This is a genomic window from Rhodococcus sp. ACPA1, assembly GCF_002300195.1.
GTDB classification, from domain to species: Bacteria; Actinomycetota; Actinomycetes; order Mycobacteriales; family Mycobacteriaceae; genus Rhodococcus_F; species Rhodococcus_F opacus.
The window spans coordinates 708,929-729,016 of the sequence record NZ_NSDX01000004.1 but is presented as its reverse complement, the minus strand read 5'-3'; the positions used below and the strand labels follow the sequence as shown (position 1 = coordinate 729,016).

19 protein-coding genes are annotated in these 20,088 nt (G+C 67.1%); 6 read left to right on the top strand and 13 right to left on the bottom strand.

Going from position 1 to position 20,088, the window contains the following annotated elements; genetic code table 11:
* Nucleotides 1-59: 59 nt before the first annotated feature.
* From CJ177_RS21320 to CJ177_RS21305, 4 genes are all read right to left on the bottom strand, one after another.
* Complete coding sequence (locus CJ177_RS21320) at nt 60-449, bottom strand: DUF5313 family protein (RefSeq protein WP_005238004.1); 390 nt, start codon at nt 447-449, stop codon at nt 60-62.
* A 70-nt stretch (nt 450-519) separates the two neighbouring features.
* On the bottom strand, nt 520-1,281 hold the full coding sequence (locus CJ177_RS21315; RefSeq protein ID WP_005238003.1) for a MerR family transcriptional regulator: 762 nt from the start codon (nt 1,279-1,281) through the stop codon (nt 520-522).
* A gap of 39 nt (nt 1,282-1,320) precedes the next feature.
* Complete coding sequence (locus CJ177_RS21310; RefSeq protein WP_095868529.1) at nt 1,321-3,171, bottom strand: long-chain fatty acid--CoA ligase; 1,851 nt, start codon at nt 3,169-3,171, stop codon at nt 1,321-1,323.
* Between the two features lie 50 nt (nt 3,172-3,221).
* Nucleotides 3,222-4,541, bottom strand: a complete 1,320-nt coding sequence (locus tag CJ177_RS21305) for an MFS transporter (RefSeq protein ID WP_061044303.1) — start codon at nt 4,539-4,541, stop codon at nt 3,222-3,224.
* A 71-nt stretch (nt 4,542-4,612) separates the two neighbouring features.
* On the opposite strand from CJ177_RS21305, the gene CJ177_RS21300 reads away from it, so the two are divergent.
* Nucleotides 4,613-5,605: a GlxA family transcriptional regulator gene (locus CJ177_RS21300; protein ID WP_061044316.1), complete on the top strand. Its 993-nt coding sequence runs from the start codon at nt 4,613-4,615 to the stop codon at nt 5,603-5,605.
* Here CJ177_RS21300 and CJ177_RS21295 read toward each other — a convergent pair.
* Both CJ177_RS21295 and CJ177_RS21290 read right to left on the bottom strand, forming a co-directional pair.
* A complete protein-coding gene (locus CJ177_RS21295; protein WP_025431570.1) occupies nt 5,583-7,001 on the bottom strand; it encodes a hypothetical protein in 1,419 nt (472 codons plus the stop codon). The genes CJ177_RS21300 and CJ177_RS21295 overlap by 23 nt on opposite strands.
* A 6-nt stretch (nt 7,002-7,007) precedes the next feature.
* On the bottom strand, nt 7,008-7,406 hold the full coding sequence (locus CJ177_RS21290) for a hypothetical protein (RefSeq protein ID WP_005237978.1): 399 nt from the start codon (nt 7,404-7,406) through the stop codon (nt 7,008-7,010).
* 165 nt (nt 7,407-7,571) lie between these two features.
* Here CJ177_RS21290 and CJ177_RS21285 point away from each other — a divergent pair, with 165 nt between their 5' ends.
* Nucleotides 7,572-7,979, top strand: a complete 408-nt coding sequence (locus tag CJ177_RS21285) for a hypothetical protein (protein WP_025431571.1) — start codon at nt 7,572-7,574, stop codon at nt 7,977-7,979.
* On the opposite strand, the gene CJ177_RS21280 is transcribed toward CJ177_RS21285, so the two are convergent.
* Entirely contained in the window at nt 7,976-8,509 is a 534-nt protein-coding gene (locus CJ177_RS21280) for a potassium channel family protein (RefSeq protein ID WP_025431572.1), read from the bottom strand. The genes CJ177_RS21285 and CJ177_RS21280 overlap by 4 nt on opposite strands.
* 175 nt (nt 8,510-8,684) lie before the next feature.
* Nucleotides 8,685-9,467, bottom strand: a complete 783-nt coding sequence (locus CJ177_RS21275) for an MBL fold metallo-hydrolase (protein WP_005237970.1) — start codon at nt 9,465-9,467, stop codon at nt 8,685-8,687.
* A gap of 34 nt (nt 9,468-9,501) precedes the next feature.
* Here CJ177_RS21275 and CJ177_RS21270 point away from each other — a divergent pair, with 34 nt between their 5' ends.
* Both CJ177_RS21270 and CJ177_RS21265 read left to right on the top strand, forming a co-directional pair.
* A complete protein-coding gene (locus CJ177_RS21270; protein WP_025431573.1) occupies nt 9,502-11,532 on the top strand; it encodes a phage holin family protein in 2,031 nt (676 codons plus the stop codon).
* Nucleotides 11,533-11,664: 132 nt separating this feature from the next.
* Nucleotides 11,665-13,014, top strand: a complete 1,350-nt coding sequence (locus tag CJ177_RS21265; RefSeq protein ID WP_095868528.1) for a diacylglycerol kinase family protein — start codon at nt 11,665-11,667, stop codon at nt 13,012-13,014.
* Here the strand turns inward: CJ177_RS21265 and CJ177_RS21260 are convergent.
* From CJ177_RS21260 to CJ177_RS21240, 5 genes are read right to left on the bottom strand one after another with little or no spacing between them, the layout of a single operon-like run.
* Nucleotides 12,981-13,247 carry a PLDc N-terminal domain-containing protein gene (locus tag CJ177_RS21260; RefSeq protein ID WP_095868527.1) on the bottom strand — a complete coding sequence of 89 codons (267 nt, stop codon included), beginning with the start codon at nt 13,245-13,247 and terminating at the stop codon, nt 12,981-12,983. The two genes, CJ177_RS21265 and CJ177_RS21260, sit on opposite strands and share 34 nt — an antisense overlap.
* Nucleotides 13,248-13,273: 26 nt before the next feature.
* The gene (locus tag CJ177_RS21255; protein ID WP_005237962.1) at nt 13,274-14,989 is read right to left on the bottom strand and encodes a SulP family inorganic anion transporter; all 1,716 of its coding nucleotides are present in this window, start codon (nt 14,987-14,989) and stop codon (nt 13,274-13,276) included.
* A gap of 10 nt (nt 14,990-14,999) precedes the next feature.
* On the bottom strand, nt 15,000-17,759 hold the full coding sequence (locus CJ177_RS21250; protein ID WP_095868526.1) for a cation-transporting P-type ATPase: 2,760 nt from the start codon (nt 17,757-17,759) through the stop codon (nt 15,000-15,002).
* Nucleotides 17,760-17,786: 27 nt separating this feature from the next.
* Nucleotides 17,787-18,629 (bottom strand): polyphosphate kinase 2, encoded by an 843-nt coding sequence (gene ppk2 / locus CJ177_RS21245; protein ID WP_005237960.1) that lies wholly within the window; start codon nt 18,627-18,629, stop codon nt 17,787-17,789.
* Nucleotides 18,630-18,653: 24 nt separating this feature from the next.
* Nucleotides 18,654-19,052, bottom strand: a complete 399-nt coding sequence (locus tag CJ177_RS21240; protein WP_005237959.1) for a hypothetical protein — start codon at nt 19,050-19,052, stop codon at nt 18,654-18,656.
* A 219-nt stretch (nt 19,053-19,271) separates the two neighbouring features.
* On the opposite strand from CJ177_RS21240, the gene CJ177_RS21235 reads away from it, so the two are divergent.
* Entirely contained in the window at nt 19,272-19,496 is a 225-nt protein-coding gene (locus CJ177_RS21235; RefSeq protein ID WP_005237958.1) for a three-helix bundle dimerization domain-containing protein, read from the top strand.
* Between the two features lie 80 nt (nt 19,497-19,576).
* Nucleotides 19,577-20,026: a DUF6325 family protein gene (locus CJ177_RS21230; RefSeq protein WP_005237957.1), complete on the top strand. Its 450-nt coding sequence runs from the start codon at nt 19,577-19,579 to the stop codon at nt 20,024-20,026.
* The last annotated feature ends 62 nt before the right edge of the window (nt 20,027-20,088 follow it).

Sequence of the window (20,088 nt, the reverse complement as noted above, 5' to 3'; positions counted from 1 at the left end):
CGATCGTTCACGTGCGCTGCATCACTCTCGCGGCGAGGGTGTGATGCATCACGCTGCTGCTACTGGTCCTCGGTGCGGCCGTGGCGGCGCTCGTAGTCCTCGCGCGTGCGGTCGGCGCGACGCTGCGCCTTCGCATTGAGGAGGTCCGGATCGAGGCCGTGACTGAGCAGACGGTGGCGACGGTAGATGTTCATCAGCGCGACCGCAAAGTAGAGCAGCGGGAGCAGCAGAAGGGCCATCATCGCCAGCGGAATCCAGATCGGACCGGGGATGAGGAGGAACAACGCCAGCACCGCGACGACGGGAAGCATGAAACGGAGGACGTACCGCACCGAGGCTCCCGGCCCGACGAGGTCGTTGCGGACCCAGTCCTGCATCGAATCCGGCAGCGTGCGACCGAACAGATACCCGACGTACTGACTGGGGCTGGGACGCTGCGCATCGGACATGGTTTCAGGATAGTGCTGACAAACGGAGCGAACTCGACGACGGTGCGTCGTCGAGTTCGCTCCGTTCCCGCTACTGCTGCTCCGCATTCGCGACGATGACGTCCCGGACGTACTGCGCCAGACCGGGGGCGACGTCGTCGTAGTGCCGGCGAAAGCGGTCGTCGGCGAGGTACATCTCGGCGAGGTTCACCTGCATTGCGTGATCGCAGTCGTAGAACCGTTCGATGCCGGCGCGGTGTTCCTCGGCGAGGGCGTTGGCCCGATCGGATCCGGGTTCGACACCGTCGGCCATCGCCTGCGCGAGCGACGCCTCGAATGCGTCTCCCTCGGCCTTGATTCGCTTCCAGTCCTCCTTGCTCATCTTCGCGGACCGCTGCTGGGACTGCTTCCACGCGTCGGTGTCGCCCCAGCGCTCTTCGGCCTCGGCGGCGTACTCCTCGCCCGGCCAGTTGTCGCCGAAGATTTCGTTCTGCTCTTCGGGGGTGAGCTGAATGCCCATGCTTTTCGCCTCCATCATCTTCTCCACGGCAGCAGCCATCTCGTGTAAGCGATCGATCCGTTCGCTCAGCAACGCGTGCTGTCGCCGTAGATGCGCGAGGGCATCGACGTCCGGGTCGTCGAGGAGGGCTGCGATCTCCTCGAGGGGGAAACCCAGTTCGCGGTACGTCAGCACGCGGTGCAGACGTTCCACGTCGGCGTCCGAATAGCTGCGGTACCCACCGGATGTGCGGTCGGACGGCGTGACCAGGCCGATCTCGTCGTAGTGGTGCAGAGTGCGCACGCTCACTCCGACCAGCCTGGCGACCACGCCGACCGTGTGTTTCTCGCTCACGTCCTCTACCGTGCAGCCTGACGTCGCGTGAGGGTCAACTCAGTTGTAGAGATCTTCGAGTTCGTCGGAGAAATTGGTCATCACGACCTTGCGCTTGAGCTTCATGCTCGGTGTGATCTCGCCGTTCTCGACGGTGAGTTCCCGGTCGAGGATGCGGAACTTCTTGATCTGCTCCCACCGGTTCAGTCCGGCGTTGAGTTCTTCGACGTAACCGCCGATCAGGTTGCGGGTCTCTTGGGCGTTCGCGATCTCGGCGAACGATTTGCCGCCCAGGTCGTGATTCTTCGCCCATTCGCCGATCGATTCCGCGTCGAGGGAGATCAGGGCGACGCAGTACGACTTCCCTTCGCCGTCGACGATGAGTTCACCGACGTAGGGGCAGATGCCCTTGAACGTGGCCGCCACCGCGGAGGGTGCGACGTATTTGCCGTTGGACGTCTTGAACATGTCCTTCTTGCGGTCGGTGATCCGCAGGTAGCCGGCCTCGTCCATTTCGCCGATGTCGCCGGTGCGGAACCAGCCGTCGTCGGTGAGCGCTTCGGCTGTGGCTTCGGGGTTCTCGTGGTATCCGCTCATGACGCCGGGACCCTTGATGAGGATCTCGCCGTCGTCGCCGATCCGGGTCTCGGTGCCCGGGATGGCCCAGCCGACGGTGCCGAACCGGTAGGCCGACGGGCGGTTGACGAACGATGCGGCACTGGTCTCGGACAGTCCGTACCCTTCGAGGACGACGATGCCGACGGCGTCGAACCATTGCGCGACATCACGATTGAGCGCCGCGGAGCCGGAGATGAAGAACTTCAGGCGGCCACCGAACCGTTCGCGAATCGTGCTGTACACCAGCCGATCCGCGACGGCGTGCTGGACGGAGTCGAGCATCGAGGGACTCTTGCCCGCCTGCTTGGCCTTCGACACCCGCAGTCCGACGCCGATGGCCCAGTCGAAGATCTTCTCCTTCACTCCACCTTCCTCGCGCACGGTGGAGACGATCCGCGCGTACGCCTTCTCGAAGATGCGGGGTGCCGCGCCCATGAACGTCGGTTTGACCACCGCGAGATTCTCGACGATCTTGTCGACGCGCCCGTCGACCGCCGTCGCGAAACCGATCTGCAACGGCAGGGTGAGCAGGACCTTCCCGAACACGTGGGACAGCGGGAGCCACAGGTATTGCAGGTCGTCGGCGTCGAGGATGCCGGTGGCGTCGATCGCGGCCGCCACGTACGTCCACGCCGAGTGCGAGAGCCGCACACCCTTGGGCCTGCCCGTGGTGCCGGACGTGTAGATCAGGGTGGCGAGGTCGTCGGGGCCGATCGCCTCGATCCGGTCGTGCACGGCGTCGGGGGTCTCGGCGAGCAGTTCCTCGCCGAGGTCGTGCAGCTGGTCGAACGTGATCACCCAGTCGTCGTCTCCGGGACTGCCGTCGATGAGGACGACCTTCTCGACGTCGCCGAGTTCGCCGCGGTTCTCCCGCAGCTTGGCGAGCTGTACGTCGTCCTCGGCGAAGACGACGCGGCTGCCGGAGTTGGCGACGATGTAGGCGACGTCGCCGGCCGTGGTGGTGGGATACACCGTGGTGGTGGCGGCGCCGGCGCACATGACGGCCAGGTCGGCGAGCACCCATTCGTAGCGGGTGGCGGAAGCCAGCGCCACCCGCTGCTCGGCCTGCACGCCGAGGACGATGAGTCCGGCCGCGAGGTTGCGCACACGGTCGCCCGCCTCGGACCAGGTGACGCTGGACCACTTCTTCGGGTCCGCCGCGTCGACGTATCGGAACGCTTCGCGGTTGGGTGAGTGGGCCACCCGATCCACGAACAATGCGGCTACCGACGGAGCCCGATTCTCGATCTTGGAGCGGTCAATGACCTCGTCCGACGCACGCTGAGCTGCCATATATCGATCTTAGGAACCGGGGCCGCCCGGGGGAGTGGTTTCGGCGGAGGTCAACCGAGCTCGGCCGCCACCTTGCGGGGTTTCGCGACGATGGCCAGAGACATCACGGCGGCGATCGCGCACAGTCCGCCCGCGACGTAGAACGCGGAGTCGTATCCACCGAACTGGTCGCGCACGAATCCCGCGAGGAACGCCACGATGCCGGCGCCGATCTGGTGCGACGCCAGCACCCAGCCGAACACGATGGGTGCGTCGCCGCCGAAGTGTTTGCGGCACAAAGCAACCGTCGGGGGTACGGTCGCAACCCAGTCGAGTCCGTAGAAGATGACGAACGCGATCATCGGCGGGTGCACCGTGTTCGCGAACAGGATCGGCAGCAGCATCAGCGAGATCCCGCGCAGTAGGTAGTAGATGCCGAGGAGCTTGCGTGAATCGAACCGGTCGGTGAACCACCCCGACGCGATGGTGCCGATCACGTCGAAGATCCCGATCACCGCCAGCAGGCTCGCCGCCGCCGTCACCGGCATGCCGTGGTCGTGCGCGGCCGGAACGAAGTGGGTTCCGACGAGTCCGTTGGTGCTCGCCCCGCAGATGGCGAACGTACCGGCCAGCAGCCAGAACACCCGGGTCCGCGCCGCCGACACCAGCACCGTCACGGCCCGGCCCGCCGCGCCGCCGCGACCGGTCGGGGCGGGTGGTTCCGCGACGTAGTCGGGTCCGGCGCCGTACGGCACCGTCCCGACGTCGGACGGCCGGTTGCGCAGGAACACGAGGACCAGCGGCACGACGGCGAGGGCCGCGAACGACACCGTCAGCGCCACGGTCTGCCAGTCGTAGTGCTCGGCGACCATCGCGAGGATCGGCAGGAACACCAGCTGTCCGGCGGCGCTGCCCGCGGTGAGGATGCCGGTGACGAGGCCGCGGCGGGCGACGAACCAGCGGTCGACGACGGTGGCCACGAAGGCGAGCGCCATCGACCCGGTGCCCAGCCCGACGAGCACGCCCCACATCAGCACGAGTTGCCAGGTGGCGGTCATGAAGACGGTCAGTCCGCTGCCGGCGGACACCAGGACCAGCGCCGCGGTGACCACCCGCCGCATGCCGAAGCGTTCCATGAGTGCCGCCGCGAACGGCGAGGTCAGTCCGTACAGCACCAGGTTGATCGACACGGCGGAGGAAATGCTCGCCCGCGACCAGCCGAAGTCCTCGTGCAGGGGGTCGATCAGGATCGAGGGCGCCGCCCGGAAGCTGGCGGCCCCCACGAGGGCGAGGAACGCGACGGCGGCGACCAGCCAGGCGTAGTGGAGGCGCGGCGGGCGCGTGTCGGTGAGCGGCGCGGGCGGGCCGGGCGGCGCGATCTCGGAAGTCACCAGGCAAGTCTGGTGGGTGTGCCCCGCCCTGGGAAAGCTGCCAGAATGACAACATGCGAAAGAATCTGGCCATGGTCGAACGCCATCGGGTGGTCGTGCTCGCCCTGGACGGGGTGATCCCGTTCGAACTCGGCATTCCGTCGCGGGTCTTCGGCCGAGCGCACGACGCCGACGGGAATCCGCTGTACGACGTGCAGACCTGCACGGCCGATGGACGGCCCGTGCGTTCGGACGCCGATTTCTCGGTGTCCGTCGATCACGGGCCCGAATTGTTGGCCGAGGCCGACACGGTCGTGATCCCCGCGTCCTACGAACTCGGCCCGGCCTACGACGACGGGCGTCTGCCCGCGAACCTGGAGGCGGCCCTCGCCTTCGTCCGGCCCGGCACGCGCTACGTCTCCATCTGCACCGGCTCCTACATCCTCGCCGCGGCGGGGCTTCTCGACGGTCTGCGCGCCACCACACACTGGCGCAACGCCGAACACTTCCAGCGCACCTATCCGCAGGTCCGGGTCGATCCCGACGTGCTGTTCGTCGACGAGGGGCACATCCTCACGTCGGCAGGCGTCGCGGCCGGACTCGACCTCTGCCTCCACATCGTGCGCCGCGACCACGGCTCCGACGTCGCCAATCAGGTGGCGCGCCGATGCGTCGTCCCACCGTGGCGCGACGGCGGGCAGGCGCAGTACATCGAGCGGCCGATCCCGGAGACCACGGCCGAGTCCACCGCGGCCACCCGGGACTGGGCGCTGGATCGGCTGGGTGAGTCACTGACGCTGAACCGAATGGCCGCGCACTCGAACATGAGTGTCCGCACGTTCACGCGGCGGTTCGGTGAAGAGGTCGGCACCACCCCGAACCGCTGGCTGATCACTCACCGGGTCGACCGCGCGCGGCAACTCCTCGAGACCACCGACCTGTCCGTCGACGTCATCGCCCGCGAGGTCGGCTTCGGGACGGCGGTGTCACTGCGTCAGCACATGGGCGCCGTGCTCGGCGTCCCACCGTCGGCGTATCGCAGAACGTTTCGGGGTCAGGCGCTCAAGACGAAGGCACCGGCGTAGATCCCGAGTCCTCCTTCGTCCCGTCGTCCTGCGCGGTGGCCGTGCGGGCCGGGCGGATGAGCAGTTCGAGTGCCGCCAGCGCGAGGAGGGCAATGAATACGATCCACAATACGACCAGTCCGGTGGGGTAGCGCCAGAACATCAGCAGCAGAGCCGCGACGCCGATGATGGCGCAGCGCAGCGGAACCCGAAGCTGGTTGGCCCACCGTTCCACTTCGTTCGGCGGTCGGCCGGCGCCGGACTTGCGGGCGAAGTCCAGTGCCTGCCCATAGCCGCGACGCACTGCGGTCGCGGACGCCGATCCGCCGACGAGGAAGGCGCCGATCGCGATCACCAGACCGAGGACGGCGACCGCACGCAGGCTCGTCCGCAGCGGTACCAGGACGGTGTCGATGACCGCTGCCGCCGCGTCGGGCGACAGGATGTCGGGTGGGACGCTGTCGAGGTAGATGGCGCGTCCGACGAGAATCCCGATCGCGAGGACGAGCATTCCCAGGGCGATGGACAGGCCGGCGAGGGAGAGCGCGCGCAGCCGTCGGCCGGTGGGGGCGACGGCGACCGCGGCGGCGGCGCAGGCGATTCCCAGCCACGGCAGGATCGCCGACGCCTTGTCGAGGGCATTGACGGCGCGCTGCGCCTTCACCAGTTCGGGGGACTGGAACAGCACGAATTGCTTGTCGACCGCGGGGATCTTGTCGGCGAACGCGAAACCACGCTCGGTCAGCGCGGCCTTCACATTCTCGATGACGGTGCCCAGAGAAATGCTGACGGTGCCGCTCTGGTCGACCTCCACCGAGCTGAGACCGTAGTTCCCCGTCATCACCGCCACGAGCGCGTTGTGCGCCGAACGGTTCGCCTGGATCCAGAGGTCCTCGAACTGCTGGGACTGCACGAGTGAGCTGACGGTGTCGTGGACGAAGTTCTTTGCCTGGCTCGTGATCACCGGTGCGAGGCCGATCACGGCCGCGTCCAGCCGGGGAGCGTTCGCTGCGAGATTCGAGACGTCGGTCAGTGCTTCGAGTGCGTCCTTGGTGAGCCCCTCGACGTCGACTCGAGTGAAGATCTCGTCGGTGATCTGGTTCGTGATGTCCGCCTGGAGGGCCGGATTCGCACCGAGGGGGGCGACCGTGCTCACGTAGCGGTCGGTGTCGAGGATCTGACTTCTCGTGAAGCGTGCGGTGACCGACGCGAGTGCGAGAACGGCGACCAGGACCAGCAGAATCGTGACGGCCGTCCAGCGCAATCCGTTCCGGGGTGGGCGGGCGACCGGTTCTGCCGGAACACCGGCGGCGGCGCCCGCGGCCTGTCCGCGCAGCGTTGCCACCTCGTCGCGCAACCGGAGGAGTTCGGTGCGTTCGTCCTTGTCGAGTGGGCCGGTGCTCGTGCCGTCTTCCATTGCGGATCAGATCACTTCGGGGTTCCAGGTGGCGACCGCCCAGATCACGACGGCGTTCAGCGCGATGATCGTGATTGCCCACACGGGGTAGTAGGGCAGCCACAGGAAGTTGACGAGGATCGACAAGGCGCACAGCACCATCGCGCCGACACGTGCCCAGGTGGCCCCGGTGAACAGTGCCACACCGACGGCCGCAACGATCACGCCGAGCACGAGATGAATCCATCCCCATGTAGTGACGTCGAATTGGTAGGTGTACTCGATGCCGACGACGATCACGTCGTCCTTGGCTATCGCGGAGATCCCCTGGAAGAATTCGAGCACGCCGACGGTGACGAGAAGAACCGCCCCGCCCATCGACGTTCCCTTTGCTACACCTTGCTTGACCAGCGATTCATCGGACATGACCGTTCCTCTTTCGTCACCGTACGAAATGAACTGGCGTAAGTAAGTATCCCCCGTCGGTTCACCCTTTGTCTGGAAGATGCCCGGACGTACGCGTATTGACCTCGCTCTACGCGGCGACGGAAAATATTTGCAGGCCAATGTATGTCCGGGAAGGGGATCGCGATGTCCGACGAGTCGTTGGTCAAGCAGGGGGTCGCGGCCGCGACGTCCATGGTGGCGGCGATAGTTTTGCTCACTATCGGAATTCTCCATGTGCTCTCGGGCGTCTCGGCGCTCATGCAGGACGACCTCGTCGTCGCTGGTCCCGAGTACATTTACCAGTTCGACACGACCGCGTGGGGCTGGATTCACCTGGTGCTCGGTGTGATCGTTGCAGCCGTCGGTGTCATGTTGTTCACCGGGGCGACATGGGCCCGTGTCGGCGCCATGGTGATCTGTGCTCTCTCCCTCCTCGCCAATTTCCTCTGGCTGCCCCACTACCCGTGGTGGTCGGTCGTGATGATCGTGCTGGACGTGTTCGTGATCTGGGCTGTCGCGACATGGAAGCCGGGCTACGAGGAGACGCTCTAGGGCTTCCGCCGCCAGCGAACCGAGGCTGTCAGCACACGGATGCCCAACGAGATCAGGATCAGATTGCCGATGATCTGTGCCGACACCACCGCCCGCGCGGCCTCCGTGGTGGCCACGATGTCACCGAACCCGACCGTGGCGAACACCGTCAAGGTGAAATAGAGGGCGTCGAGGCGGGTCAGCGCTTCGTCGAAGTTGTCCGGCCCCGAGTACGAGAGCAGAAAGTACGTCGTCGCGTAGGCGACGAGGTAGACCCCCACGGTGACGGCCAACGCCTCTACTGCCTGCGCGACCGGGTACTCGGCACGCAGCACCCTGCGGATCTGCCAGACGTACACCGCGCAGACCACAGCGAGACCACCGACCACCATGGACACGGTGCGCAGGTTGTCCACCGTGGTGAAGGGCAGCAGGAAATATGCGCTCACCAGCACCACCGTGGCGCACACCGGGCGCAGTACCGCCGGCACCAGCACACGCACCCGCGCACGTCGGGAGAGACTTCGCACGCCGTCCTCGGCCACCGTCACCGCCCGTTTCTCGTCGTCGGCTGCGCTCGGATCCGTTCGGGGTCCCAGGTCGGGACCGCCCGGAACACCATCTTCCAGTTTCCGCCGATCGAGGAGCCGACCAGAGCACATTGGTCGTCTTTGTGCTCCGGAGTGCAATTACCCGTCGATCGGCAGGGTTTCAGGGCAACCGAGTTCACATGCCGAGTTCGTCACCCGGATGCAACTCCACCGCAACGACACCCGCCCGCTCGGCGTGGTGGACGAACTCGGCGCCCGGACCGAAGAACAACCGGGGGCGCACGGCGTCGAGGCCGACCGGCCACAGTGTGCCGTAGTGGATCGGCACCGCCAGTCCCGCCTCCACCAGACGCGCGACGACCGCGGCCCGAGACGGGTCGAGGTGACCCTTGCCGAGTGTCGGACCCCAGCCCCCGACGGGTAGCAGCGCGAGGTCCACGGGGCCGACGTGGTCGGCGAGGTCCGGGTACAGGTCGGTGTCACCGGCAAAATAGGTCCGCCGGTCCCCCTCGACGACGTACCCGATCGCGGGCGCGAGCTCCGGGCCGCGCCGCCAGCGCCGGCCGTCGTGTCGGGCGGGGACGGCGCGCACCGTGACCTTGCCGATCCTTGTCTCGTCGCCGGGTCGCAGCAGCACCAGGCGGTCGGCGAACTGGCGCAGCGCGGGCAGGCCGTCGATCGCCCGCCACGGGGCCACGATCGGGACGTCCGGATCGAGCAGCCGCAGCGACGGCAGGTGGGTGTGGTCGGCGTGCAGGTGCGAGAGCAGGACGGCGTCCGGGTTACGCACGTGCGGCCCGGTCGGCGCGGGCCCTCGGCGACGACGTAGGTGCGCGACGCGGTCGGTCAGCACCGGATCGGTCAGGACGACCGTCCCGCGGTCCACGATCAGCGCGCTGGCATGTCCGAGCCAGCGCACCCCGGATGCGGTGGCATCCGACCACGGCGTTGCGTTCACACCCTTACGATTCCAGATGACGAAAGGCGGTGCGATGCGCACGGTGGGCGGCGTGGTGCGGGTGCTCGTCGAGTTCTTCGTGCTCTGGGGGTCGTCGGCGCTCGCGATCATCGTGCTCGACCGCATCCTCCGCGGCATCGTCCTGGACCAATCGAGCTTCGCTCCGCTACCTACGCTCCCGGCCGCGCTGGTGCTCGCATTGGTGTTCGGCCTGCTCAACGCCGCGCTGTGGCCGGTGATGATGCGGTTCATGTCGTGGATCGGCCCGGTGCTGCTGTTCGTCGGGGTGTTCCTCGCAGGCGGTGTGATCATGCTGTTGACGCTGTACCTGGTACCGGTCGCGTCGGTGGACCAGCCGCGCGATGCGTTCTACCTCGCGGCGCTGCTCTCGTTGTTCACCTCCGTGATTTCGGGCGCGATCGCGTCCCGCTCCGATACCGCGTACCGACTGATGCAGGTGCGCCGACAGCGGTTTCGGTTGCGTCGCAACGCCGCGCTCGTCGACGCGTCCCCGGGGCTGTTGTGTATCCAGATCGACGGCCTCGGTTACGACGTGCTGCGCCGCGCGATCGCCGACGGCGTCACGCCCGGGCTGGCGAAGTTGGTGCGCGAGACTCACCGGCTGGTGCCGTGGCACACCGACTGGAGCAGTCAGACGGGTGCGACCCAGCTGGGCGTGCTGCACGGTTCCAACCACAACGTGCCGGCGTTTCGCTGGTACGACAAGACGACCGAGCACATTTCGGTGTTCAGCAACCCGGCCGACAACGAGCAGCGCGAACTCGAACGAACGGACATCCCCGGCCTGCTGGCGCACGACGGCGCGAGCCGCGGCAACCTGTTCACCGGCGGCGCGCAGGACAACGTGCTCGTCGTCAGTCGCATGCGCGGTGCCCGCCTCGGGGGCGGTGCGGGCTACAGCGACTATTTCGCCGACCCGGCGAGCGCGCTGCGCACGTTCATCCGGATGTTCGCGGAACTGCAACGGGAGCTACGCCAGTCACTGCGGCAGAAGCGAAAGGACATCCAGCCGCGGGTGCCGCGCGGCGGGGTCTATCCGTTCGTGCGGGCGTTCGCGACCGTGCTCGCCACCGACGTCGCCGCCGCCGCGGTGGTCGGCGATCTGATCAAGGGGCGCAGTGTCGTCTACGTCGACCTGATCGGTTATGACGAGGTGTCGCACCACTCGGGAATTTCCCGGCCGGAGACCCTGGCGGTGCTGACCAAACTCGACGACGTCGTCGAGATGGTGCTCGCCGTGGTGGAGCAGGCCGATCGGCCCTACCGCGTCGTCGTGCTGTCCGATCACGGGCAGAGCCAGGGCGCGACCTTCCTGCAACGCTACGGGGAAACTCTGGGGCAGTTGGTCATCCGGCTTGCCGCACAGCGCGAACCGGTCGCGGTGAAGCGCCACTGGTACGAGCGCGAATCCGATGTCTCCCACCAGCCCGGGGCGGAGGGGCGCGGCTACGCCGCGGCCAGCGTGCACTCGCCGACGGCCGGCGAGGAGGCGCACGCCTCCGCAGGCGAGCCGATTGTGCTCGGCTCGGGCAATCTCGGTCTGGTCTACTTCCCGCACCTGCCCGGCCGCGCCGATGTCAATGCCATCGAGGCTGCCCATCCCGGGCTGCTCACCGGGCTGCGCGAGCATCCCGGGGTCGGTTTCCTGCTCGTTGCCGCCCCGGGCGGGTCCGTGGTGCTCGGGCCCCACGGACAGGTCGACCTGAAGACCGGCGAGGTCACCGGCGAGAATCCGCTCGCGGTGATGGGCCCTGACGCGCTGGCCAAGGTGCGACGCACCGACACCTTCGACAACGTTGCCGACATCATGGTCGGTGGCACGTACTGGCCCGACACCGACGAGGTCGCGGCGTTCGAGGAGCAGGTCGGCTCACACGGCGGAATGGGCGGACCGCAGAGCACTCCGTTCCTCATCTACCCCGCCGACCTGCCCGCACCGCCCGACCCGCTGCACGGGGCCGAGGCCGTGCACACGGTGCTCGTCGGCTGGCGGGATATTTCGACGGGACCGCGCGCACGCGACCTATCGGGAACCGGCCCATGACGGCCGGCGAAGACCCGCAGCCCAAGACGTGCAATGTGCTGCGATCGCCTCTGCGCACGGCGGAAGATGGAATGACGACGGGAAGTCGGACCGTTGTGAGGAAGTACGCGCCGCCGTCGAGGGGGTAGTCACGTGAACAGATCAGGCATCCCCGATACCGGCGACCGTGGCCGGCGGTGGTGGGCCCGTGTGGCGTTCGTGTTCGCCGCCGGTGCGGCGGCGGTGCCCATCCTGTTCGCCGGGGTGCTGGGCACCGTGGCGTTGCTCATCGTGGGGACCGGTGGCGTCGTGGTCACGGTGGCGGCGTTGTACTGGTTCCTCACCCGGCGCGGAGTACTCAGGTGGATCTCCCTGGGCGTGGCGATCGTCGCGCCGATCGTCGTGCTGACGCTGTTCATCCGCGCGCACCTGCTGTGGGTGGTGCTGCTCGCGTACGTGCTCGCTCTGCTGGCCGTCGTCTGCGCCCGCGCCGCTTTGCGTGGCAGACGTGCGGAGACGACCATGCCCGAATACCCTGCCCCGCCCGCGCAGCACCCTTTCCTGATCATGAATCCGCATTCCGGTGGCGGGAAGGTCGCGAAATTCGACCTGAAGCGCAGAGCCGAAGAACTGGGCGCCGACGTCGTGCTGCTCGAAGGGCCGGCCACCGTCGACGTCACCGCACTGGCCCAGCAGGCCGTCGCGAAAGGGGCCGATCTGCTGGGAGTGGCGGGCGGAGACGGGACCCAGGCGCTCGTGGCGGCGGTCGCGGCCGAACACCACCTGCCGTTCCTCGTGATCAGTGCCGGAACCCGCAACCATTTCGCGATGGATCTCGGACTCGACCGCGCCGATCCGACCCGATCGCTGGACGCACTCCGGGACGGTGTCGAGTTGCGCGTCGACCTCGGCACCATCAACGGTCGAACCTTCGTCAACAATGCCTCGTTCGGGGTCTACGCCGAGATCGTGCGCAGTCCCGCATACCGCGACGACAAGGCCGCGACAGTGCTGACGCTGCTCCCCGATCTGCTCACCGGGCACGCCGGGCCTCGATTGGTAGCGCGGATCGGTGAGACTGCCGTGGAGGGGCCGCAGGCGGTCCTGGTGAGCAACAATCCCTACGGCAACAGTGATCTGGCGGGACTGAGCCGCCGGGACCGTCTCGATCGCGGCGTCCTCGGCGCGGTCACCCTGTCGGTGGCGAACACCAGACAGGCGGTCGGTCTGCTGCGCCGCACCAATGTACGCGGCCTGACGCAGGAAACACCGATGGAGATGATCGTAGACGCCGACACACCGGAGATCCCCGTGGGAGTCGACGGCGAATCACTCCTGCTCCGCACTCCGGTGCGGTGCTCCATCGAACCGGACGCCTTGCGGGTGCGGGTGCCCAGGGCGAGGCCCGGGGTGCGTCCCGCTGCACCGGCGTTCGACTGGGTTCGACTGTGGCGGACGGCGTACCGACCTCACCCTGCGTCCGGGTCGGCGCCCCGAGACTGAATTAGGGTGGTGGTACTCGATCGTTCGGCAATGCCGTCGCTTTTCAGGATCACGTAGATCAGTGCCGACACGAACGGAACGAGGAGCAGGAAACACACCCAGAACGCCTTCATCCACCCCGATGTCCGGTCGTCGCGGAACAGGTCGGCGCTGATCGCGAACAGCAGCAGGAGATACGCCAGGAACGCGAAGGCGATGGCACCGAGCCAGAAGATCGTCCAGAAGGAATCCATGCGTCGCACCCCGTCCTGTGGTCGGTTCAGTCGTCGGTCGGATCGCCGGTGTGATCGGCTCGACTGTGGAATGCGGCCACGGCGGCGTCGATGGTGGGATAGAAGCGTGTCGCGTCGAACCTGTCGCCCACCCCGAACCGGATGAGCCGGTCCTTGATCGGACCCTTCATCTCCGCGAACGCCAACCGGATCTGTTTCCCCTCGAGATACGTGTCGAGGTCGACCAGTTCGTCGACGGCAGTGGTGTCGAGACCGGTGATCGGCTCGGCGGCCACGACCACCCACTCGACCGGGCTCGGCGCTGTCGCCACCACCGAGCGCACGTATTCGTCGAAGATCTCGCCGTTGGCGAAGAAGAGGGGAGCGTCGAAGCGCACCAGCACCAGCCCGGGGATGCGGACGCCGTCGGGGTGGCGTTCGACGTCATGGAAGCCGGGGCGGTCGGTCGTCCGGACGAGTTCCGTGCGGTACGGCTGCCAGGCCTGCGCGACCACCGCGACGAAGGACAGCCCGATCGCGACGAGGATGCCCTGCAGCACGCCCACCAAAGCGACCCCGAGGAAGGCCGCGACGGCGAGTCCGAACTCCACGGTGCTCATGCGCCACATCCGGATCATTCCACTCACATCGACCAGCGCCGTGGCGGCGACGATCACCACGGCCCCGAGTGTCGCGTCGGGGAGGTACGTGGTGACCCCGGGGGCGACGAGAACGAAGACCAGGACGGCGAGTGCTCCGACGACGCAGGCGAGTTGGGTGCGGGCGCCGCTCTGTTCGGCCACCGGGGTGCGCGACCCGCTGGCGGAGATGGGGAACCCGCCGAACAGTCCACCGGCGATGTTGGCCACGCCGACCGCCTTCATCTCCGTGCTGCCGTTCACGTCTTCACCGTGCCGGGCGGCGAACGTGCGGGACAGCACGCCTGTGTCGGCGAACGCGATCAGGGCGATACCGGCCGCGGGGCCGACGAGGTTCCCCACGTCCCCCCAGTCGACACCGCCGAACGACGGCAGCGGCAGGCCGGCGGGCAGGGCGCCGACCATCCCGATGTCGTCGGTGAGTCCGAGTGCGGCGGACAGGATGATCGCGCCGACCACGGCCACGAGGACGCCGGGGATGCGGGGCACCCAGATGCGGAACCCGATGATGACGGCGAGGGAGCCGATGCCCACTGCGGCGGCGACGGGGTCGATGTTGCCCTGTATCACGGACTGTCCGATCTCCCCGATCTCTCCGATGAGGCCGGACGCGTCGACGGAGAACCCGAGCAGCTTGGGCAGTTGGCCGACGACGACGATGAGCGCGATCGCATTGAGGTAGCCGAGCCGGATGGGCTTCGACAGCAGTTCGGTCACGAAGCCGAGATGCAGGAATCCGCCGACGAGGAGAATGAGGCCGACGAGGACGCCGAGGATTCCGGCGAGGGCGAGCGCGCTCTCCGGGTCGTCGGCCACGGCGAGAGGCAGTACCGCCGCGGCGATGAGCGGCGCCAGCGACGAGTCCGGGCCGAGCACGAGGATCTTCGACGGCCCCACCAGGGCATACGCGAGGAGCGGGATGATCGTGGCGTAGAGGCCGGCGTAGGCGGGCAACCCGGCGGCCTCCGCGTACCCCATCCCGGCGGGGATGAGCAGGGCGGTGAGGACGAGCCCGGCGGTGATGTCGGGGCGCAGCCACTCCCGGTGGTACGCCCGGGCCGTCGCGATGCCCGGCAACTGCGCGAGGCTACCTGTCCAGGACATGGTCCGGGCCTCAGCGTGCGCGCTGGGGGTCGACGGCGGCGGGGGCGGTCATCGGTGCGGGCGGCTCCGAGTGGAGGTGGCGCCGGCGCCGGAACGCCTTCTCCGCTTCGACGACGATCGGGATGATCAGTGACCACCCGAGGCAGGCGAGCCACTGGCCGCCGGTCAGCGACGTGGTCATGAGGAGGTCCTGGAGGAACCCGGCCTCGACCGCGAACACCGTCACGATGGTCGGGATCGAGAGGATCTTCAGTGCGCCGAGGACCGGTGGGGTGAGCCCGGATTCCGGGTCGCGTCGCATGACGAGCCCGGCGAGGATGGAACCGAACGACAGCACCACGAACGCCGTCGTCATGGGAACGTTCGCCTCGGTCGTGCTCATCTCGCCCGGCGCGAGGAGCATCGCGGCGAGCGTGACGGCGAACTGCAGGACGCCGTATGCGAGCCACTGCACGAACGCCCGCCGGTTGGCGATCGGCATCCGCGGGTCGCGGGGCGGCTTGTTCATCAGATCCGGTGCAGGCGGGTCGAGCATGATGACCGCGACCGGGAACAGCGTGATGAAGAAGTGCTGGAACAGCACCATCAGCGGGGTGAGCGCGACCCCGTCGTTGATGTCGAAAATGCTCGCGACGAGAAACAGCAGCACCAGCGAGAACAGTTTCGACATCTGGTATCGGATGTAGGACACGATCTTGTCGTAGATGTTGCGGCCCAACCGGATCGCGGTGATCAGGGTCCCGAAATTGTCGTCGGTGAGCACCATCTTGCCCGCCTGTTTGGTGACTTCGCTGCCCGAGCCCATGGCTACGCCGATATCGGCCTTCTTCAGTGCGGCTGCGTCGTTGACGGCGTCCCCGGTCATCGCCACGACGGCGCCGTTCTTCTGCATGATGTCGGCCAGGCGCAGTTTGTCCTGAGGGGTGACGCGGCCGAACACGTGCAGGTTCGGGAGGGCCGCCGACAGTTCTTCATCGGTCATGGCCTGCAGTTCCGCACCACCGATCGCGCCCGGTCCGAGTCCGAGTTCGGCGCCGATCGCGGATGCCGTGATCGCGTGGTCGCCGGTGATCATGCGGACGTCGATGCCGGCCTCGTGGGCGGTGCGCACCGATTCGATCGCTTCCGGCCGAAGCGGGTCGATGATGCCGACCATGCCGACGAACGTGAGGTCCGCGACGTAGGACATGGGGTCGGCCACCGCGGCCTCCTCCTGCCCGTCGAGGCGGCGGACCGCGAAGGCCAGCACGCGAAGTCCCTTCTCGGACATCGTCCGGTTCGCTGCCGTCAGTTCCTCCCGGACCTCGTCGAGCGGGACCTCCTGCCTGCCGGTCCGGAAGGCGGTCGCGCACCGCGCCAGGACCACGTCGGGCCCGCCCTTGACCAGTTCCACGAACTGAGTTCTGCCATCGACCTCGAGATGGTGGAACGTCGCCATGAACTTGTACGCGGAGTCGAACGGCACGGCGGCGACGCGCGGATACGTTCGCCGGGTCAGTGGGGCGTCGACACCGATCTTCGCCGCGAGCACCACCAGCGCGGCTTCCGTCGGGTCGCCGACGACCTCTCCGGTGCCGGAGACCGTGGCGTCGCTGTCGAGGCACAACCCGTACGCGAGCAGCGTGAAATCCGGGACCGCCTCGCCCGCGACGTGGGTGATCTTCCCCGACTTGGCGTAACCCTCACCGTCGACGGTGTACCACCGGCAGTGGAAGTACAACGACCGCACGGTCATCTGGTTCATCGTCAGCGTGCCGGTCTTGTCCGAGTTGATTACGCTGGTCGCGCCGAGCGTCTCGACGTCCGTGAGGTTCTTCACGATAGCCTTGGCGTCGGCCAGCTGCCGTGCGCCGTAGGCCAGCATCGCCTGGACGAACGTCGGCAGACCGGTCGGGATCGCGGAGACCCCCATGGAAATGCCGAGCAGCAGAAGCGTCGTCACGTCCTGTCCGCGAATCACCCCGATGATCACGATGATCGCCACCGAAGTCCACGCGATGACGCCGAGTACTTTGGTGAGCGAGTCCAGTTCGCGCTGCAGCGGGGACTTGCTCGGCGCGACCGCAGAGAGCATCGACGCGATCTGGCCCATCTGGGTGTGCATGCCCGTCTCGGTGACCACCATGGTGGCGGTGCCGCGGGTGACCGAGGTGTTCTGGAAGCCCATGTTGCTGCGGTCGCCGAGAGAAACGTCGATGGTGCCGAGCGTCTGGGGGTCCTTCGCGACGGGTGCACTCTCACCCGTCAGTGCCGCCTCCTGCGTCTCCAAGGTGGCCGTCGTGAGCAGGCGGCCGTCCGCGGGGACGATGTCACCCGCCTCGAGCTGCACGACGTCACCCGGCATGAGTTCGGTGGCGTCGAGCTCGGTCAGAGTGCCGTCGCGGACCACCCTCGCCTGCGGTGTCTGCATCTTCGCCAGTGCGTCGACGCTGGCGCGCGCCTTCACTTCCTGCCGTGTGCCCAGCACGATGTTGAGCCCGACGAGAACCGCGACCACGATCGCCGTCGGGATTTCGCCGATGACGATGCTGACCACGGCCACCGCGACCAGCATCAGGTTCATGGGGTCCTTCAACTGCAGCAACGCGATCGACCACATCGACGGCGGCGGCTCGGAGGCGATCTCGTTCGGACCGTACCGTCGGCGACGTTCGTCTACTTCGCCGGCCGTCAGCCCCGCCTGCCGATCGGAGGCCAGTGCGGACACGACGACGTCGGCGTCCTGTGCATGCCAGGCCGTCTGCGCTTGCGTGGGTTCCGTCGAGACCATGACCGCTCGTCCTTTCGGCTCGGATCCTCAGTAGGGGGTGGGAATCCAGTGCAGTGGCTGCCTCGGCGCCTCGTAGCCGTGCGGGCCCCGCCGCTCCGGCAAGGTGATGTCGGGGCGTTCGAGGGGTTCGTAGGGGATCTGGCTCAGCAGATGGCTGATGATGTTGAGCCGACCGCGTTTCTTGTCGTCGTTGACCGCGACGTACCAGGGCGCCCAACCGGTGTCGGTGAAGTGGAACATTTCGTCCCGTGCCCGCGAGTAGTCGTACCAATGGGTGTACGACTTCAGGTCCAGGTCCGACAACTTCCAGATCTTCCGCGGATCGTCGATCCGGCTCTGCAGGCGCAGCGTCTGCTGGTCCTCGCTCACCTCCAGCCAGTACTTCAGCAGGATGACGCCCGAGTCGACGATCGCGCGTTCGACCGTCGGGACGAGTTGGAGGAACTGCTGAGCTTCCTCCTCGGTGCAGAAGCCCATCACCCGTTCGACGCCCGCGCGGTTGTACCAACTGCGGTCGAAGATGACGATCTCCCCGCCGGCCGGGAGATAGGGCAGGTACCGCTGCACGTACATCTGCGACTTCTCGCGATCCGTCGGGGCGGGCAGGGCGACGACACGGAACACGCGCGGACTGACCCGCTCGGTGATCGCCTTGATGACGCCGCCTTTCCCGGCGGTGTCGCGACCCTCGAACACGATGCAGATCCTCGCGCCCGTCGATTTCACCCACTCCTGTAATGCGACGAGTTCGCCGTGAAGTGGGCGGAGCAGGCGGCTGTACTCCTTGTTCTTCATCGGTGCGGCGGGCTCGGCACCGCCTGGCCGGGACAGGTCGAGCCCGGACTTCTCGTGCTTCGTCTTCTTTCCCACGGTTTCGACCCGGCCGCCGACTGCTCAGACCCGATCCGGCTGCCAGGTCGACACGGCCCAGATCACCACGACGTCGAGCGCGATGATGAGCACCGACCACCACGGGTAGTACGGCAGCCACAGGAAGTTGGCGAATATGGAGACTGCCGCGATCACGATCGCGGACACCCGCGCCCATCCCGCGCCGGTGAGCAGCGCGAGGCCGACCGCCGCAACGAGCACACCCAGCACGATGTGAATCCAGCCCCACGTGGTCAGGTCGAACTTGTAGACATAGTTCACTCCCGACACGAATACTTCGTTCTCGGCGACCGCGGCGATTCCCTGGCAGAACTGGATGATGCCCACGGTCACCATGATGATGGCCGCCCCGATCGAAGTGCCTGCCGCGACGCCCTGCTTGACCGACGTTGTCTCGGACATGACCGTCCCTTTCCCCTACCGCGAGCCGGGCGGCCCGGTACCACCATTGTCCGCCGTTTCCGCGTGGTAGTAGTCGTGAAACCGTATTTCCGGGCAGTACTCCGGAAACTGGATTGATCCCAGAGTCATGAATATTCACGGTCCTGACACCGAACCGAGTTGCTCGAGAGGCCATTTCGTGTCTTGACGATGGTTTCGCAGCGGGACGACGATGAGTCGATGATCGGTGACGACGAGTTGCTTCAGGTCGAGCAGGTCATCGAGCGCTTGATGACTCGGTACCCGTCCGTCTCACCCGTGGACATCGAGCACGCCGTGCGCACCGTTCACAAGCGCTTCGCGGATTGCAGGATCCGGGACTTCGTCCCGCTCCTGGTGGAGAAGGCGGCCCGGCGCGACCTTGCCGACAGTACGGTGCCGGCCGCTGGTGACATTGTGCTCTAGCGGTGTCGTCGTGGGCTGGGTAATACTAGGGCGACGCCGTGTGTGGCTGCCGCTGCTGTCTTCAGAGGAGAGGTCCTGCAGTGAACGACACCGATTTCGACGAACTCGGACCTATCGACTATCTCGTCGTCGAGTTCCCTGCCGACCGGAGACCCGACGGATCGGCGTTGCCCCTTCTCATCGACCTGGTCGAACGAAACATCATCCGAGTGCTCGATCTGGTCTTCGTCCGCAAGGAAGCCGACGGATCGCTCGCCGGTATCGCCGTCGAGGACCTCGGGTTCGAGGGCGGTGTGGACGTGACGGTGTTCGCCGAGGCGACGACGGGTCTGATCGACCGAACCGACCTCGAGGATGCGGCTGCCGTCCTCGCCCCCGGCTGTTCCGGGGCCATTCTCGTCTACGAGAACACTTGGGCCGCACCGTTCGCCTCCGCCCTCCGGCGCGAGGGCGCGCAGCTCGTGGCCTCGGGACGCATCCCCGTCCAGGGAATTCTGGCCGCGCTCGACACGCTCGACGCCACTAGTTGAGATTTCGAGGAGCACATCGTGCCAGGCCAGAGTCCTGGCCTCCTGACCGGAACACCGAGTGG

What these genes read in the sequence shown, in the direction of transcription:
- CJ177_RS21320 (WP_005238004.1), bottom strand. Translation starts at nt 449, where the DNA reads ATGTCCGATGCGCAGCGTCCCAGCCCCAGTCAGTACGTCGGGTATCTG.
- CJ177_RS21310 (WP_095868529.1), bottom strand. Translation starts at nt 3,171, where the DNA reads ATGGCAGCTCAGCGTGCGTCGGACGAGGTCATTGACCGCTCCAAGATC.
- CJ177_RS21300 (WP_061044316.1), top strand. Translation starts at nt 4,613, where the DNA reads ATGGTCGAACGCCATCGGGTGGTCGTGCTCGCCCTGGACGGGGTGATC.
- CJ177_RS21295 (WP_025431570.1), bottom strand. Translation starts at nt 7,001, where the DNA reads ATGGAAGACGGCACGAGCACCGGCCCACTCGACAAGGACGAACGCACC.
- CJ177_RS21290 (WP_005237978.1), bottom strand. Translation starts at nt 7,406, where the DNA reads ATGTCCGATGAATCGCTGGTCAAGCAAGGTGTAGCAAAGGGAACGTCG.
- CJ177_RS21285 (WP_025431571.1), top strand. Translation starts at nt 7,572, where the DNA reads ATGTCCGACGAGTCGTTGGTCAAGCAGGGGGTCGCGGCCGCGACGTCC.
- CJ177_RS21270 (WP_025431573.1), top strand. Translation starts at nt 9,502, where the DNA reads ATGCGCACGGTGGGCGGCGTGGTGCGGGTGCTCGTCGAGTTCTTCGTG.
- CJ177_RS21260 (WP_095868527.1), bottom strand. Translation starts at nt 13,247, where the DNA reads ATGGATTCCTTCTGGACGATCTTCTGGCTCGGTGCCATCGCCTTCGCG.
- CJ177_RS21255 (WP_005237962.1), bottom strand. Translation starts at nt 14,989, where the DNA reads ATGTCCTGGACAGGTAGCCTCGCGCAGTTGCCGGGCATCGCGACGGCC.
- CJ177_RS21250 (WP_095868526.1), bottom strand. Translation starts at nt 17,759, where the DNA reads ATGGTCTCGACGGAACCCACGCAAGCGCAGACGGCCTGGCATGCACAG.
- CJ177_RS21240 (WP_005237959.1), bottom strand. Translation starts at nt 19,052, where the DNA reads ATGTCCGAGACAACGTCGGTCAAGCAGGGCGTCGCGGCAGGCACTTCG.
- CJ177_RS21235 (WP_005237958.1), top strand. Translation starts at nt 19,272, where the DNA reads ATGATCGGTGACGACGAGTTGCTTCAGGTCGAGCAGGTCATCGAGCGC.